We start from the raw sequence: 15,450 nt of genomic DNA, 5'->3' as shown, positions 1-15,450 counted from the left end.
GCGGCAGCTGCTACGGGGCGGGGGTGTCGGGGGTGTCGGAGATGGCGCGGTGCAGGTCGGCGGTCAGGCGTTCGCCGGCGTAGGCCTGGGCCTGGGCGGATTTCTGTACCAGGTTGCCCAGCCCGAAGAACTCATGGGTGACGCCGCTGTACACCCGGCGCTCCACGTTCACGCCGGCTGCTTTCAACGCGGTTTCCATCAAGGCGCCGTCGTCACGCAGCGGGTCGACCACGGCGTTGATCAGGGTCACCGGCGGCAAGCCCTGCAGGTTGGCGTGCAGCACGTCCAGGCGCGGGTCCTGTTTCTGCCCCGGGTCGCTCAGCAGTTGGTTGAAGAACCACGGCATCATCGCCGCGTTCAACGGCTTGGCGTGGGCGTATTTGGTGTAGGACTCGGTGTCGCTGCCGGTCTGGGTCACCGGGTAGATGGCCAGCACGTGCTTGGGCGCCGCTAGGCCTTGCTCATGGGCAGCGATGGCAGTGGCCAGGGCCAGGTTACCGCCGGCGCTTTCACCGGCCAGGGCCAGGTGCTTGGGGTCGCCGCCCACGGCGCGGGCGTAGTGGGTGAGCCAGCGGTACACGGCCACGCCGTCATCGGCGGCGGCGGGGAAGCGGTCTTCCGGCGCACGGCGGTAGTCGATCGACACCACCACGGCATCGGCCACCTTGGCCAGGGCGCGGGCCGAACTGTCATAGACCTTGCGGTCAGCCAGCACCCAGCCACCGCCGTGGAAGTACAGGATCACCGGCTTGAAGCCACCGCCATCCGGGGTATAGACCGTGGCCGGTATCTGCCCTGCGGCGCCCGGCACGCTACGGTCGTAGGCCTGCACGCCAGCCGCGTCGCCGGCCACGCCTTGGTCGGCCAGTACTGCCTTGGCGGCGTCGGCCAGGGTTGGCTGCACCCGCGCGGTCGTCACGTCCAGGGTCTCGATGGGTTGCGGGTTGAGGCTGGCCAGCTTGTCCAGCACCAGGCTCATGTCGGAATCGGTACGCAGGTTGGCGGCTTCGATCTGCGCCAGTTGCTCGGGGGTAGGCGCCTTGGGCGTGCTGGAGCAGCCAGCCAGCAGGGCAACGGCGAGCAGGAGGAGGGTGGAGGGTTTGGTCATCGACAGGGGGCCTTGAACAGAAAGAAAAGACTCACCCAACTGTAGCGCCTGGCGCAGAGCGGCGCGACACAAATCCAGTGTCAGGCAAACAAGGCGGACAGCGCCACTCCATCAGGCCATGGCACGGTGCAACAAATGTAGCACCGGCCGGCAGGCCGGGTCGCGCCGTGCGGACGGCGCTCGATCTCAAGACCGCTGCAAAACCCCAGACATGCACTTGGCGGCCATGACGCAATCCTGTAGCCGCTGCCGCCAGGCTGCGCTGGGCAGTGTGAACCCTGAAGATCTGCAGTGTGGTAAAGGGCCAGCGCAGCCTGGCGGCAGCGGCTACGCGATTGCGGGGGATTTGAGAGGTGCATGGCGGGGTTTTTGTGGTGTTCATGAGATCGAGCGCCGCCCGCGCGGCGCTTCGGGGGCAGAGCCCCCTCCCACGTTTGTTTCGGGCCAGTTATGCCTGTGGCATCACCTGGTCCGCTTTGTTTGTATGGCTGGGGATTGTTGTTGGCCCAAAAACAAAACACCCCGCACTAGGGCGGGGTGTCTTGTACAACCAGGGGTTCAATCAACCAATCAATTGAAACCCTGCATGCTGCACCAGGTCCAGCAACGGCTGCGGGTACACGCCCAGGGCGAACGCCAGGATGGCGATGGCCAGCAGCATCACGCCACCGGTGCGCTGTTCCCAGTTGAACGGTGCATCGTGGCGACGCAGGGTCGGCTCGATCAGGTACAGGGTGACCATCACGCGCAGGTAGTAGAACACGCCGATGGCGCTGCCGATCACCAGGGCGCCGGTCAGCCACCACAGTTGCGACTGCACGCCGGTGGCGATGATGTAGAACTTGCCGATGAAGCCGGCGGTCAGCGGGATGCCGGCCAGGGACAGCATCATCACGGTCAGCACGGCGGTCAGGTACGGACGGCGCCAGAACAGGCCGCGGTATTCGTACAGGGCGTCGGCGTCACGGCCGTTGTACGGCGAGGACATCAGGGTGATCACGCCGAAGGCGCCCAGGCTGGTGATGACGTAGGTCACCAGGTACACGCCGATGGCTTCCAGCGCCAGGCCCTTGCTGGCCACCAGGGCGATCAGCAGGTAGCCGAAGTGGGCGATCGACGAGAAGCCCAGCAGGCGCTTGAGGTTAGTCTGGGTCACCGCCAGCAGGTTGCCGATGATGATCGAGGCCACCGCGATCACTTCCAGCACGGTGGTCAGCACGCCGCTGCTGGCTGCAGGGGAGAGCTGGAACAGACGCACGACTACCGCAAACACCGCCACCTTGCTGGCGGTGGCCAGGAAGGCCGCCACCGGCGCCGGGGCGCCTTCGTAGACGTCCGGGGTCCACAGGTGGAAGGGTACCAGCGACAGCTTGAACGCCAGGCCCACGAACATCATGCCCAGGCCCAGGGCCGCCAGGCTGCTCGGCTTGCCGGTGGCTGCCAGGGCGCGGCCGATCTCGGCGAACTGCAGGCTGCCGGCGTCGGCATACAGCAGCGCCATGCCGAACAGCAGGAAAGCAGAGCCGGCGGCCGACAGCACCATGTACTTGATGCCGGCTTCCAGCGAACGCTTGTTGAAGAACGCGTAGGCGATCAGGCCGTAGGTCGGCACCGACAGCAGTTCCAGGCCGATGAACAGGCTCGACAGGTGCTGCGCGCTGACCAGCACCATGCCGCCGGCGGCGGCCATCAAAATCAGCAGGTACAGCTCTTCGCGGTTGCCCGGGTAGCCCGAGCCGCCATCACCCAGGTAGGCGTGGGCCAGGGTCACGCACGCCAGCGTGGCGACCAGGATCAAGGCAATGTACAGGCAGGCGAAGTGGTCGATCTGGATCAGCGAGGTGACGCTGATGGGCGACACCTTGAGGGCCGGCAGCACCGACAGCAGGGCAATGTTCAGCCCCGCCACCGACAGCAGGAAGGTTTGCGAGTGATTGCGCCGCCAGGCGATCGCCAGCATCACCACGACAACGGTGAGGCTGGTGATCAGCAGCGGTGCAAGCGCGATAAAGTGTTGAAGGGTCAGGTCCATAGCGCTCTTACCGGGCCGAAGCGAGTTGAGTGAAAGCGGTGCCGAACCACTGCTGCACACCGGCCATGGTGGCCGAAGAGGTGTCCAGGAACGGTTGCGGATAGACGCCAAGCAGTACCAGCAGGGCGGCAAGGCCCAGCACCATGATCAGTTCGCGGTTGTCCATGCCGGCCAGGATCGCGTCGGATTTCGACGGGCCGAAGTAGGCGCGGTGGATCATGATCAGCGAGTACACCGAGCCGAACACCAGGCCGGTGGTGGCGATGATGATCACGATCGGGGCAATCGGGAAGCTGCCGATCAGGATCAGGAACTCGCCGACGAAGTTGCCGGTGCCCGGCAGGCCCAGCGACGCCGCCGCGAAGAACAGGCTGATGGCCGGCAGGTAGGCGATGCGCGACCACAGGCCGCCCATCTCGCGCATGTCCCGGGTGTGCAGGCGCTCGTACAACTGGCCGCTGAGGATAAACAGCGCCGCTGCCGACAGGCCGTGGGCCAGCATCTGGATCACCGCGCCTTGCAGCGCCTGTTGCGAACCCGAGTAGATGCCGATCAGCACGAAGCCCATGTGCGACACGCTGGAGAAGGCGATCAGGCGCTTGATGTCGGTCTGCGCGAACGCCAGGAAGGCGCCGTAGAAGATGCCGATCAGGCCCAGGGTCATGGCAATCGGCGCAAACTCGGCCGAGGCATGCGGGAACAGCGGCAGGGCGAAACGCAGCAGGCCGTAGGCCGCGGTCTTCAGCAGGATACCCGCCAGGTCCACCGAACCTGCAGTGGGCGCCTGGGCGTGGGCATCAGGCAGCCAGGAGTGGAACGGCACCACCGGCAGCTTCACCGCGAAGGCGATGAAGAAGCCCAGCATCAGGATGTATTCCACGCCGTGGGGCAGGTTGGTCTTGAGCAGGTCGCTGTAGTTGAAGGTCAGCACGCCGGTGGCGTTGTAGTTGAACAACACCAGGCCCAGGATCGCCACCAACATGATCAGGCCGCTGGCCTGGGTGAAGATGAAGAACTTGGTCGCCGCGTAGATGCGGGTCTTCTTGCCGTCTGCCGAGCTGTGACCCCAGAGCGCGATGAGGAAGTACATCGGCACCAGCATCATTTCCCAGAAGAAGAAGAACAGGAACAGGTCCAGGGCCAGGAACACCCCGACCACGCCGCCCAGGATCCACATCAGGTTGAGGTGGAAGAAGCCGACGTGGCGCTGGATCTCTTTCCAGGAACACAGCACCGACAGCACGCCGAGCAGGCCGGTCAGCAAGATCATCAGCAGCGACAGGCCATCGAGGCCCAGGTGCACGCTGATGCCGAAGCGCTCGATCCACTGGACCTTGAATTCATAGGCCCAGACAGGTGCGGCGCCCGGGGCAGGGGCCAGGTGGTAGTCGCCATGGGCCCACAGCCAGAGGCCGAGGGCGAGTTCCAGGGACATGGTCAGCAACGCGATCCAGCGTGGCAGGGTGGCGCCGGAGCGCTCACCCAGCCAGCACAGAAGGCCGCCGATAAAGGGGATCAGGATCAGCCAGGGCAGAATCATGACGGGCTCAATTCCTTTCGCAAAGTCGCAAGGTTCATAGTCAGACCGCAGCCAGCACAACGGCGCCCAGTACCAGCACGGCACCGGCGGCGATGGAGGCGGCGTACCAGCGCAGCTGGCCCGTTTCGGTACGGCTCATGGCGCTGTTGCCGCCCTTGGCCATGCGCGGGATCAGACCGATGGTGCGGTCCACGGGGTCCTTGCGCAGCAGGTGGCTGATAGCCAGGTACGGTTTGACGAACAGTTTGTCGTAGATCCAGTCGAAGCCCCAGGCGGCGAACCACCAGGCCGACAGCACGCGGCCAAGGCTGCTGTTGGCGATGGCGGTGGCCACGCGGCGCTTGCCCAGGAACAGCATGGCCGACAGCAGGATACCGGCCAGGGCGATGGCGCCCGAGGCGATTTCCAGGCTGTGCTTGGCTTCACCGCCGGCATGGCCGACGCTTTCCGGCAGCACGCCCGCCAGCGGTGGGTGGATCCAGGCGCCGACGAAGGTCGACAGCACGATCAGCACGCCCAGCGGCAGCCAGTGGGAAATACCGTGGCCGGGGTGGGCGTCGGTCTTGGCTTCGCCGTGGAAGGCGATGAAGATCAGGCGGAAGGTGTAGATCGAAGTCATGAACGCGCCCACCAGGCCTGCGTACAGCAGGTAGGTGTGGCCGCTGGCGAATGCTTCCCAGAGGATCTCGTCCTTGGAGTAGAAGCCCACGGTCAGGATCGGCAGGGCCGACAGCGCCGCGCCACCGACGATGAAGCAGGCGTAGGCCAGCGGCAGCTTCTTCCACAGGCCGCCCATCTTGAAGATGTTCTGCTCGTGGTGGCAGCCAACGATCACCGCACCCGAGGCAAGGAACAGCAGGGCCTTGAAGAAGGCGTGGGTCATCAGGTGGAAGATCGCGCCTTCCCAGGCACCCACGCCCAGCGCCAGGAACATGTAGCCGATCTGGCTCATGGTGGAGTAGGCGAGGATACGCTTGATGTCGGTCTGCACCAGGGCGGCGAAGCCGGCCAGTACCAGGGTCACGCCGCCGACGATGCCCACCAGGTGCAGGATATCCGGCGCCAGGGCGAACAGGCCGTGGGTACGGGCGATCAGGTACACGCCCGCGGTCACCATGGTGGCGGCGTGGATCAGTGCCGATACCGGGGTAGGGCCGGCCATGGCGTCTGCCAGCCAGGTCTGCAGCGGCAGCTGGGCCGATTTGCCGACCGCGCCGCCCAGCAGCATCAGGGTGGCGAAGACAATCCAGAAGTCGCCGACCTTGAAGTGCGCAGGGGCCCGCACCATCAGTTCCTGGATGTTCAGCGTGCCCAGCTGCTGGAACAGGATGAACAGGCCGATGGCCATGAACACGTCACCGATACGGGTGACGATGAAGGCCTTCAGGGCTGCGTTGCCGTTGGCGCGGTTGCTGTAGTAGAAGCCGATCAGCAGGTAGCTGCACAGGCCCACGCCTTCCCAACCGAAGTACAGGAACAGCAGGTTGTCGGCCAGTACCAGGAACAGCATGCTGGCGATGAACAGGTTGGTGTACGAGAAGAAGCGCGAGTAGCCCTCTTCACCGCGCATGTACCAGGACGCGAACAGGTGGATCAGGAAGCCCACGCCCACCACCACGCCCAGCATGGTCACCGACAGGCCGTCGACGTACAGGGCGAAGTTGGGTTCGAAGCCGTCCACCGACATCCAGCGCCACAGCACCAGGGTGTAGTGGCCCGCTTCAGGCGGCGCAACGTTGAACTGCCAGATGACCCAGGCGGCGACAATCGCCGACAGGCCGATGGAGCCCACGCCGATCAGCGCCGAGAGGTTCTCGGAGAAGCGCCCGCGCGAGAACGACAGCAGCAGGAAGCCGATCAGGGGGAATACGAAAGTCAGGAAGATTAGGTTCATCCGCGCATCTCACTGGCAGCGTCGATATCAAGCGTGTGGAAGCGGCGGTACAGCTGCAGCAGGATCGCCAGGCCAATGCTGGCCTCCGCGGCTGCCAGGGTGATGACCAGGATGAACATGATCTGTCCATCCGGCTGCGCCCAGCGTGCACCGGCCACGACGAACGCCAGCGCAGTGGCGTTCATCATGATTTCCAGGCTCATCAATACGAACAGAATGTTGCGGCGTACCAACACGCCCATCAGGCCCAGGCAGAACAGCACACCGGCTACTGCGAGACCATGTTCCAGGGGAATAGATGACATGAGTTACTCCTTCGCCTCGTTGCGGCCCAGGTGGAAGGCGGTGACCACGGCGGCCAGCAGCAGCATCGAGGCCAGTTCCACCACCAGCAGGTAAGGGCCGAACAGGCTCACGCCCACGGCCTTGGCGCCCACGGTTTCCTGGCCGATGGCCGCGCCCGAAGGCTCGGCGAACAGCACGTACAGCAGCTCGAACAGCAGCATGCCGGCCAGGAAGATCGGGCCTGCCCAGATGCCGGGCTTGAACCAGCCCCGTTCCTGCAGCACCGAGGCCGGGCCCAGGTTGAGCATCATCACCACGAAGACGAACAGCACCATGATGGCGCCGGCGTAGACGATCACTTCCAGCACACCGGCGAACGGTGCGCCCAGGCTGAAGAAGGTCATGGACACGGCGATCAGCGAGATGATCAGGTACAGCAGCGCGTGCACGGGGTTGGTGTTGGTGATCACCCTGAAGGTGGACACCACGGCGACTCCGGCTGCGAAATAGAAAGCGAATTCCATCTTTCTTCCTTAAGGGAGCAAGCTCTTCACGTTGATCGGCTCGGCTTCGTTCTGCGCAGCGCCCTTCGGCTTGCCGGCAACGGCCATCCCTGCAACGCGATAGAAGTTGTAGTCAGGGTTCTTGCCGGGGCCGGAGATCAGCAGATCTTCTTTCTCGTACACCAGGTCCTGACGCTTGAACTCGGCCATTTCGAAATCCGGGGTCAGCTGGATCGCGGTGGTCGGGCACGCTTCCTCGCACAGGCCGCAGAAAATGCAGCGGGAGAAGTTGATGCGGAAGAAGTCCGGGTACCAGCGGCCGTCTTCGGTCTCGGCCTTCTGCAGCGAGATGCAACCTACCGGGCAGGCCACGGCGCACAGGTTGCACGCCACGCAGCGCTCTTCGCCGTCGGGGTCGCGGGTCAGTACGATGCGGCCGCGGTAGCGCGGCGGCAGGTACACGGCTTCTTCGGGGTACTGCAGGGTGTCGCGCTTGCGGAAGCCGTGGCCGAAAATCATCACCAGGCTGCGCAGTTGGGTACCCGTACCCTTAACGATGTCACCAATATATTTGAACATGGGTCAAATCCTCACTGGGCCGCAACAGCTGGCGTGTTCAGCAACACGACGGCAGCGGTCACCAGCAAATTGATCAGGGTCAGCGGCAAGCAGAATTTCCAGCTGAAATCCATCACCTGGTCATACCGTGGGCGCGGGATCGAGGCGCGCAGCAGGATGAAGATCATGATGAAGAACGCGGTCTTCAGGGCGAACCAGATGAACGACAGTTGCGGCAGGATATCGAACGGGCCGTGCCAGCCGCCGAAGAACAGGGTCACCAGCAGCGCCGAGATCATGATGATGCCGATGTACTCACCGACGAAGAACATGCCCCATTTCATGCCGGCGTATTCAATGTGGTAGCCGTCGGCCAGTTCCTGTTCCGCTTCCGGTTGGTCGAAGGGGTGGCGGTGAGTTACCGCAACGCCGGCGACGAAGAAGGTGCAGAAGCCGAAGAACTGCGGAATGATGAACCACAGGTGCTGGTTCTGGTATTCAACGATGTCGCGCATGTTGAACGAACCCACCTGCGCCACGATGCCCATCAGCGCCAGGCCCATGAACACTTCGTACGACACGGTCTGCGCCGAGGCCCGCAGGCTGCCGAGCAGGGCGTACTTGTTGTTCGACGACCAGCCGGCGAACAGCACGGCGTACACCGACAGGCCAGCCATGGCGAAGAAGAACAGCAGGCCGATGTTCAGGTCGGCGATGCCCCAGGTCGGGGTGATCGGGATGATGGCGAAGGCGATCAGCAAGGCACTCATGGCCACCACCGGCGCCAGGGTGAAGATCACCCGGTCGACGAACGGTGGGTTCCAGTCTTCCTTGAAGAACATCTTCAGCATGTCGGCGGCGATCTGGAACATGCCGAACGGGCCGACACGGTTCGGACCGTAGCGGTCCTGCCACCAGCCCAGCAGGCGACGCTCGACGAAGCTGAGCAGCGCGCCGCAGACCACCACGGCCAGCATGATCACCAGGGCCTTCACGACAGCAATGATGATGTCGATCACTTCAGGGGTGAACCAGGTCATTGTGCTGCCTCCTGCAGGCCGTCGACGGTAGCGCCGGCGAACGCAGGCGGAATGCCGGCGAAGCCTGCGGGCAGGGCCACCAGGCCCGCGCCGAGTTCTTCATTGATGCGCAGCGGCAGGCGCAGGGCCACGCCCGCCACGTTCAGGCTCAGCAGCGCGCCGTCGTTGACGCCCAGGCGGTCGGCTTCCGACTTGGCCAGGCTGACGTAGGCGGGCTGGATGCGTTCCTGCACCGGCGCTGCACGGGACGAGTTTTCCTCGGAACCGAACAGGTGGTGCACCGGCACCGCGGTCCAGGTGCCACGGGCCGGGGCGAAGGCGCCCGGGATGGCGCTGTACCAGTTCAGGCTGTCGCCCTGGCTCTCGATCAGGCGGGTGCCCGGGTCGCCTGCGCGCAGGTGACCACCGACCTCGTCCTGGAACTTGTTCCAGGCCTGTGGCGAGTTCCAGCCCGGCGACCAGGCAAACGGCACCTGCTGGCGCGGCTCGGCGGAGCCCGAGTAGCCTTCCATGGAGAAAGCGAACGCGGTGTCCTTGTCCTGCGGGGTGCGCGGCTCGTGCACGCTGACGTTGGCGCGCATGGCGGTGCGGCCGCTGTAGCGCAGCGGTTCACGGGCAAGCTTCAAGCCCTTGATGCGGAACGCGGCCGACGGGGCGGCTTCGACGATGCGCGCCAGGGCCGGCTTGCTGTTGGCCACGGCCTGGGTCACCTGGTCCAGCAGGGTGTAATCGACCTGACGGTCCAAAAGCGTGCTGCGCAGGGCGTGCAGCCAGCGCCAGCCCTCGTGGATCAGGTTGCTTGCGTCCAGGTACGCCGGGTCGAACACCTGGAAGAAGCGCTGGGCGCGGCCTTCCTGGCTGACCAGGGTGCCGTCGCCTTCGGCGAAGCTGGCCGCTGGCAGCACCAGGTGGGCGCGGTCGGCGGTGGCAGTCTGCTGGTGGTCGGCAACGATGACAACCTTGGCGGCGGCCAAGGCGGCATCGACCTTGGCGGCCGGCAGGCGGGTGTACAGGTCGTTTTCGAGAATGACCAGGGCGTCGGCACGGCCGTCGATCACTGCGTCCAGCGCAGCGTCAACCGACTCGCCACCGAGCATGGCCAGGCCCAGGCTGTTGGCCTCGGGCACCACCAGGCTCAGGGAGCCTTGCTTGCCGGCCAGGTTCAGGGCCTTGGCGATGTTGGCGGCCGCCTCGATCAGGGCGTTGCTGCCCAGCGAGGTGCCGGACACGATCAGCGGGCGCTTGGCTTTCAGCAGGGCGTCGGCGATGCGTTGCGCCAGCTCCAGGGCTTCGGCGTCCAGGCCTGTCACGGCAGGGGCGCTGGCGTCCAGGGCGTGGGCCACGGCGAAGCCGATGCGCGCCAGGTCTTCGGGTGCAGCGTGCACGCATTCCTCGGCCACGTCATCGAGCTTGGTGTCGGTGAGGCTGGCGATGAACAGCGGGTGCAGGGCGTGCTGGCCGATATTTTTGACCGCTGCGTCCAGCCAGGGCTGCACGCGCATGCCTTCGGCCATTTCCACGGCCTTGCCCTTGACCGACTGGCGCAGGGCCAGGGCCATGCGCGCGGCGGTCTGGGTCAGGTCTTCGCCCAGCACGAACACGGCGTCGTGGTCTTCCACTTCGCGCAGGCTCGGGATCGGCAGCGGGCTGTTTTTCAGCACGTCCAGCACCAGGCGGATGCGGCCCAGCTCAGCGGCTTCGATGCCGCTGTAGAAGTGCTCGCCGCCTACCAGTTCCAGCAGCGCGTAGTTGCTTTCCAGGCTGGCGCGGGGCGAGCCGATGCCGACGATGTTGCGGCCGCGCAGCAGTTCGGCGGCCTTGTCCAGGGCAGCGTCCAGGCCCAGCTTCTGCTGGCCCAGCAGCGGTTGGCGCGGGCGGTCCTTGCGGTTCACGTAGCCGTAGCCGAAACGGCCGCGGTCGCACAGGAAGTAGTGGTTGACCGAACCGTTGTAGCGGTTCTCCACGCGGCGCAGTTCGCCGTAGCGCTCGCCGGGGCTGATGTTGCAGCCGCTGCTGCAGCCGTGGCAGATGCTGGGGGCAAACTGCATGTCCCACTTGCGGTTGTAGCGCTCGGAGTGGGTCTTGTCAGTGAACACACCGGTCGGGCACACCTCGGTGAGGTTGCCGGAGAACTCGCTTTCCAGCACGCCGTCTTCAACGCGGCCGAAGTACACGTTGTCGTGGGCGCCGTACACGCCCAGGTCGGTGCCGCCGGCGTAGTCTTTATAGAAGCGCACGCAGCGGTAGCAGGCGATGCAGCGGTTCATCTCGTGGGCGATGAACGGGCCGAGTTCCTGGTTCTGGTGCGTGCGCTTGGTGAAGCGATAGCGACGCTCATTGTGACCGGTCATCACGGTCATGTCCTGCAGGTGGCAGTGGCCGCCTTCCTCGCACACCGGGCAGTCGTGCGGGTGGTTGGTCATCAGCCATTCGACGACGCTGGCGCGGAACGCCTTGGACTCGTCGTCGTCGATGGAAATCCAGGTGTTGTCGGTGGCAGGGGTCATGCACGACATGACGATGCGACCACGGGTGTCGTTCTCGTCGGTGTACTGCTTGACCGCGCACTGGCGACAGGCACCAACGCTACCGAGTGCGGGGTGCCAGCAGAAGTAAGGAATGTCGAGGCCAAGCGACAGACAGGCCTGTAACAGGTTGTCTGCGCCATCGACTTCGAGCGCTTTGCCGTCTACGTGGATAGTGGCCATGGTTCAAAGTTCTTCGTTGGCCCGCGTGGGCGGGCGTGGCTAATGGAAAGCTGTGTGCTCGCCCCGCCACCCTTCATGCAAGGGCAGGGGGCGCGCAGCCGGCGGCACGGACCACCGGCTTTTGAGTCTTGTTATGCGCCGACCTGGATCGGGCGCGCCAGGTCCGGGCGCAGGCCGCTGCTTGCGGCGATGCCAGCCTCGAATTCCGGGCGGAAATATTTGATCGCGCTGCCCAAGGGCTCCACGGCACCGGGTGCGTGGGCACAGAAGGTCTTGCCTGGGCCGAGGAAACCGACCAGGCCCAGCAGCGTCTCGATGTCGCCTTGCTGGCCGCGGCCTTGCTCCAGGGCACGCAGCAGCTTCACGCTCCACGGCAGGCCGTCGCGGCACGGGGTGCAGAAGCCGCACGATTCGCGGGCGAAGAACTCTTCCATGTTGCGCAGCAGCGAGACCATGTTGACCTTGTCGTCCACGGCCATGGCCAGGCCCGTACCCATGCGGGTGCCGACCTTGCCGATGCCGCCGGCGTACATTTGCGCGTCCAGGTGCTCGGGCAGCAGGAAGCCGGTGCCGGCGCCGCCTGGCTGCCAGCACTTGAGCTTGTAGCCGTCGCGCATGCCGCCGGCGTAGTCCTCGAACAGCTCGCGGGCCGGGATGCCGAACGGCAGCTCCCACAGGCCGGGGTTCTTGACCTTGCCGCTGAAGCCCATCAGCTTGGTGCCGGCGTCTTCGCTGCCTTCGCGGGCCAGCGACTTGTACCAGTCCACGCCGTTGCCGACGATGGCCGGCACGTTGCACAGGGTTTCCACGTTGTTCACGCAGGTCGGCTTGCCCCACACGCCCACGGCGGCCGGGAACGGCGGCTTGGAGCGCGGGTTGGCGCGGCGGCCTTCCAGGGAGTTGATCAGCGCGGTTTCTTCACCGCAGATGTAGCGGCCGGCACCGGTGTGCACGAACAGCTCGAAGTCGAAGCCCGACCCGAGGATGTTCTTGCCCAGCAGGCCTGCGGCCTTGGCTTCTTCCACGGCACGGTTGAGGTGCTTGGCGGCGGTCACGTACTCGCCGCGCAGGAAGATGTAGCCACGGTAGGCCTTCAACGCGCGGGCGCTGATGAGCATGCCTTCCACCAGCAGATGGGGCAGTTGCTCCATCAGCATGCGGTCTTTCCAGGTGTTGGGCTCCATTTCGTCCGCGTTGCACAGCAGGTAGCGGATGTTCATGGATTCGTCTTTGGGCATCAGGCCCCATTTGACGCCGGTGGGGAAGCCCGCACCGCCACGGCCCTTGAGGCCGGAGTCTTTCACCGTCTGGACGATCTCGTCCTGGGACAGGTCGGCGAAGGCCTTGCGCGCGGCGGCGTAGCCGTCTTTCGCCACGTACTCGTCGAACCACACGGGTTCGGCGTCGTCACGCAGGCGCCAGGTCAGCGGGTGGGTTTCCGGGGTGCGGGCGATACGGTTCGCCGGGCCAAAGGAAGTCAGGGTCATACGTAGCCCTCCAGCAGTTTGGCAACGCCGGCTGGCTGTACGTCACCGAAGGTGTCGTCGTCGATCATCAGCGCCGGGGCCTTGTCGCAGTTGCCCAGGCAGCACACCGGCAGCAGGGTGAAGCGCCCGTCCGCGGTGGTCTGGCCCAGGCCGATGCCCAGCTTGCTCTGGATCTCGCTGACCACCGATTCGTGGCCGCCGATGTAGCAGACCATGCTGTCGCACACACGGATGATGTGGCGGCCCACCGGTTGGCGGAAGATCTGGCTGTAGAAGGTGGCCACGCCTTCGACGTCGCTGGCCGGGATGCCGAGGATCTCGCCGATGGCGTACAGGGCCCCGTCCGGCACCCAGCCGCGTTCCTTCTGCACGATTTTCAGGGCTTCGATGGACGCCGCGCGCGGGTCCTCGTAGTGGTGCAGCTCGTGCTCGATGGCCGAGCGCTCGGTTTCGCTCAGGGCGAAACGGTCAGTCTGGATAAGCGTGCTGTTCATGCTTAGCGGTCCACGTCGGCCATAACGAAGTCGATACTACCCAGGTACGCGATCAAGTCCGCGACCATGCTGCCTTTGATCACCGAAGGGATCTGCTGCAGGTGCGGGTAGCTTGGGGTGCGTATCCGGGTACGGTAGCTCATGGTGCCGCCGTCGCTCGTCAGGTAATAACTGTTGATGCCCTTGGTCGCTTCGATCATCTGGAAGGACTCGTTGGCCGGCATGACCGGGCCCCACGAAACCTGCAGGAAGTGCGTGATCAAGGTTTCGATGTGCTGCAGCGTGCGCTCTTTGGGCGGCGGCGTGGTCAGCGGGTGGTCCGCCTTGTACGGGCCTTCGGGCATGTTGCGCATGCACTGGTCGATGATCTTGATGCTCTGGCGCATTTCTTCCACGCGCACCATGCAGCGGTCATAGGCATCGCCGTTGTGGCCCAGCGGCACTTCGAACTCGAAGTTCTCGTAGCCCGAGTACGGGCGCGCCTTGCGCAGGTCGAAGTCGCAACCGGTGGAACGCAGGCCGGCACCGGTGACGCCCCATTCCAGGGCTTCCTTGGTGTTGTAGGCGGCGACACCGATGGTACGGCCTTTGAGGATGCTGTTCTGCAGGGCAGCCTTGGTGTATTCGTCCAGGCGCTTGGGCAGCCATTCGACGAAGTCTTTCACCAGCTTTTCCCAGCCGCGCGGCAGGTCGTGGGCCACGCCACCAATGCGGTACCAGGCCGGGTGCAGGCGGAAGCCGGTGATGGCCTCGATCACCGTGTAGGCCTTCTGGCGGTCGGTGAAGGTGAAGAACACCGGGGTCATGGCGCCCACGTCCTGGATGTAGGTACCCAGGAACAGCAAGTGGCTGGTGATACGGAAGAACTCGGCCATCATGATGCGGATGGTGTCGACCTTCTGCGGCACCTTGATGCCGGCCAGCTTCTCGACCGCCAGCACGTAGGGCAGGTTGTTCATCACCCCGCCCAGGTAGTCGATGCGGTCGGTGTAGGGGATGAAGCTGTGCCACGACTGGCGCTCGGCCATCTTCTCGGCGCCACGGTGGTGGTAGCCGATGTCGGGCACGCAGTCGACGATCTCTTCGCCGTCCAGCTGCAGGATGATGCGGAACGCACCGTGGGCCGAAGGGTGGTTGGGGCCCAGGTTGAGGAACATGTAGTCCTCGTTGGTGCCCGAACGCTTCATGCCCCAGTCTTCCGGGCGGAAGCGCGCGGCTTCTTCTTCAAGCTGCTGCTTGGCCAGGCTCAGGCTGTAGGGGTCGAACTCGGTGGCGCGCGCCGGGTAGTCCTTGCGCAGCGGGTGGCCTTCCCAGGTGGGCGGCATCATGATGCGCGACAGGTGCGGGTGGCCCTGGAAGGTGATGCCGAACATGTCCCAGACTTCACGCTCGTACCAGTTGGCGTTGGGCCAGATACCGGTGACGGTGGGCAGGTTCAGGTCGCCTTCGTGCAGCGCGACCTTGATCATCACGTCGCTGTTCCGCTCCACCGACATCAGGTGGTAGAACACGGTGAAATCGGCGCCCGGCAGGCCGCGGCGCTGGGTGCGCAGGCGCTCGTCGACGCCATGCAGGTCATACAGCATGGAGTAGGGCTTGGGCACGTTGCGCAGGAAGCTCATCACTTCCTTGAGCTTGGCGCGGGCGATCCACAGCACCGGCATGCCGGTGCGGGTTTCCTGGGCGACGAACGCCTCGGGGCCGAAGCGCTGGTGGAGTTCGACGACCACGTCCTGGTCGTCAGCCTTGTAAGGCGGGATATATAGAGCGGTGTCCGCTGTCATGTTCTCGGTCGCTATTC

General features: G+C 65.0%; 12 protein-coding genes. All 12 read right to left on the bottom strand.

The features are described from left to right. Positions 1–10: 10 nt before the first annotated feature. Positions 11–1,108: an alpha/beta hydrolase gene (locus AC0J42_RS19195; RefSeq protein WP_473003107.1), complete on the bottom strand. Its 1,098-nt coding sequence runs from the start codon at positions 1,106–1,108 to the stop codon at positions 11–13. A gap of 562 nt (positions 1,109–1,670) precedes the next feature. Further along, positions 1,671–3,140: an NADH-quinone oxidoreductase subunit NuoN gene (gene nuoN / locus AC0J42_RS19190; protein WP_473003104.1), complete on the bottom strand. Its 1,470-nt coding sequence runs from the start codon at positions 3,138–3,140 to the stop codon at positions 1,671–1,673. A gap of 7 nt (positions 3,141–3,147) precedes the next feature. Beyond that, entirely contained in the window at positions 3,148–4,680 is a 1,533-nt protein-coding gene (nuoM, locus tag AC0J42_RS19185; RefSeq protein ID WP_416425241.1) for an NADH-quinone oxidoreductase subunit M, read from the bottom strand. A gap of 40 nt (positions 4,681–4,720) precedes the next feature. After that, positions 4,721–6,574 (bottom strand): NADH-quinone oxidoreductase subunit L, encoded by a 1,854-nt coding sequence (nuoL, locus tag AC0J42_RS19180; protein WP_416425240.1) that lies wholly within the window; start codon positions 6,572–6,574, stop codon positions 4,721–4,723. Next, a complete protein-coding gene (nuoK, locus tag AC0J42_RS19175) occupies positions 6,571–6,879 on the bottom strand; it encodes an NADH-quinone oxidoreductase subunit NuoK (protein WP_008369052.1) in 309 nt (102 codons plus the stop codon). The genes nuoL and nuoK overlap by 4 nt, the downstream gene beginning before the upstream one ends. Before the next feature lie 3 nt (positions 6,880–6,882). Beyond that, entirely contained in the window at positions 6,883–7,383 is a 501-nt protein-coding gene (gene nuoJ / locus AC0J42_RS19170; protein WP_416425239.1) for an NADH-quinone oxidoreductase subunit J, read from the bottom strand. A 9-nt stretch (positions 7,384–7,392) separates the two neighbouring features. Further along, positions 7,393–7,941, bottom strand: coding sequence for an NADH-quinone oxidoreductase subunit NuoI (gene nuoI, locus AC0J42_RS19165; RefSeq protein WP_027979511.1), 549 nt, complete (start codon positions 7,939–7,941; stop codon positions 7,393–7,395). 11 nt (positions 7,942–7,952) lie between these two features. Continuing rightward, complete coding sequence (gene nuoH, locus AC0J42_RS19160) at positions 7,953–8,960, bottom strand: NADH-quinone oxidoreductase subunit NuoH (RefSeq protein ID WP_416425238.1); 1,008 nt, start codon at positions 8,958–8,960, stop codon at positions 7,953–7,955. Further along, the gene (gene nuoG / locus AC0J42_RS19155) at positions 8,957–11,668 is read right to left on the bottom strand and encodes an NADH-quinone oxidoreductase subunit NuoG (protein ID WP_416425237.1); all 2,712 of its coding nucleotides are present in this window, start codon (positions 11,666–11,668) and stop codon (positions 8,957–8,959) included. Before nuoG ends, nuoH begins: the two co-directional genes overlap by 4 nt. A gap of 131 nt (positions 11,669–11,799) precedes the next feature. After that, positions 11,800–13,155: an NADH-quinone oxidoreductase subunit NuoF gene (gene nuoF / locus AC0J42_RS19150; protein ID WP_473003100.1), complete on the bottom strand. Its 1,356-nt coding sequence runs from the start codon at positions 13,153–13,155 to the stop codon at positions 11,800–11,802. After that, positions 13,152–13,649, bottom strand: coding sequence for an NADH-quinone oxidoreductase subunit NuoE (gene nuoE / locus AC0J42_RS19145; RefSeq protein ID WP_007970445.1), 498 nt, complete (start codon positions 13,647–13,649; stop codon positions 13,152–13,154). The genes nuoF and nuoE overlap by 4 nt, the downstream gene beginning before the upstream one ends. A gap of 2 nt (positions 13,650–13,651) precedes the next feature. Further along, a complete protein-coding gene (gene nuoC / locus AC0J42_RS19140; RefSeq protein ID WP_473003098.1) occupies positions 13,652–15,433 on the bottom strand; it encodes an NADH-quinone oxidoreductase subunit C/D in 1,782 nt (593 codons plus the stop codon). Positions 15,434–15,450 lie beyond the last annotated feature (17 nt).

Source organism: Pseudomonas sp. Tav-5-1A, from assembly GCF_055755055.1.
This window is presented reverse-complemented; position numbering and strand designations above follow the sequence as displayed.

Bases quoted from the DNA above. Each gene is read 5' to 3' on its own strand.
- AC0J42_RS19195 (WP_473003107.1), bottom strand. From the start codon at position 1,108: ATGACCAAACCCTCCACCCTCCTCCTGCTCGCCGTTGCCCTGCTGGCT.
- nuoN (WP_473003104.1), bottom strand. From the start codon at position 3,140: ATGGACCTGACCCTTCAACACTTTATCGCGCTTGCACCGCTGCTGATC.
- nuoM (WP_416425241.1), bottom strand. From the start codon at position 4,680: ATGATTCTGCCCTGGCTGATCCTGATCCCCTTTATCGGCGGCCTTCTG.
- nuoL (WP_416425240.1), bottom strand. From the start codon at position 6,574: ATGAACCTAATCTTCCTGACTTTCGTATTCCCCCTGATCGGCTTCCTG.
- nuoK (WP_008369052.1), bottom strand. From the start codon at position 6,879: ATGTCATCTATTCCCCTGGAACATGGTCTCGCAGTAGCCGGTGTGCTG.
- nuoJ (WP_416425239.1), bottom strand. From the start codon at position 7,383: ATGGAATTCGCTTTCTATTTCGCAGCCGGAGTCGCCGTGGTGTCCACC.
- nuoI (WP_027979511.1), bottom strand. From the start codon at position 7,941: ATGTTCAAATATATTGGTGACATCGTTAAGGGTACGGGTACCCAACTG.
- nuoH (WP_416425238.1), bottom strand. From the start codon at position 8,960: ATGACCTGGTTCACCCCTGAAGTGATCGACATCATCATTGCTGTCGTG.
- nuoG (WP_416425237.1), bottom strand. From the start codon at position 11,668: ATGGCCACTATCCACGTAGACGGCAAAGCGCTCGAAGTCGATGGCGCA.
- nuoF (WP_473003100.1), bottom strand. From the start codon at position 13,155: ATGACCCTGACTTCCTTTGGCCCGGCGAACCGTATCGCCCGCACCCCG.
- nuoE (WP_007970445.1), bottom strand. From the start codon at position 13,649: ATGAACAGCACGCTTATCCAGACTGACCGTTTCGCCCTGAGCGAAACC.
- nuoC (WP_473003098.1), bottom strand. From the start codon at position 15,433: ATGACAGCGGACACCGCTCTATATATCCCGCCTTACAAGGCTGACGAC.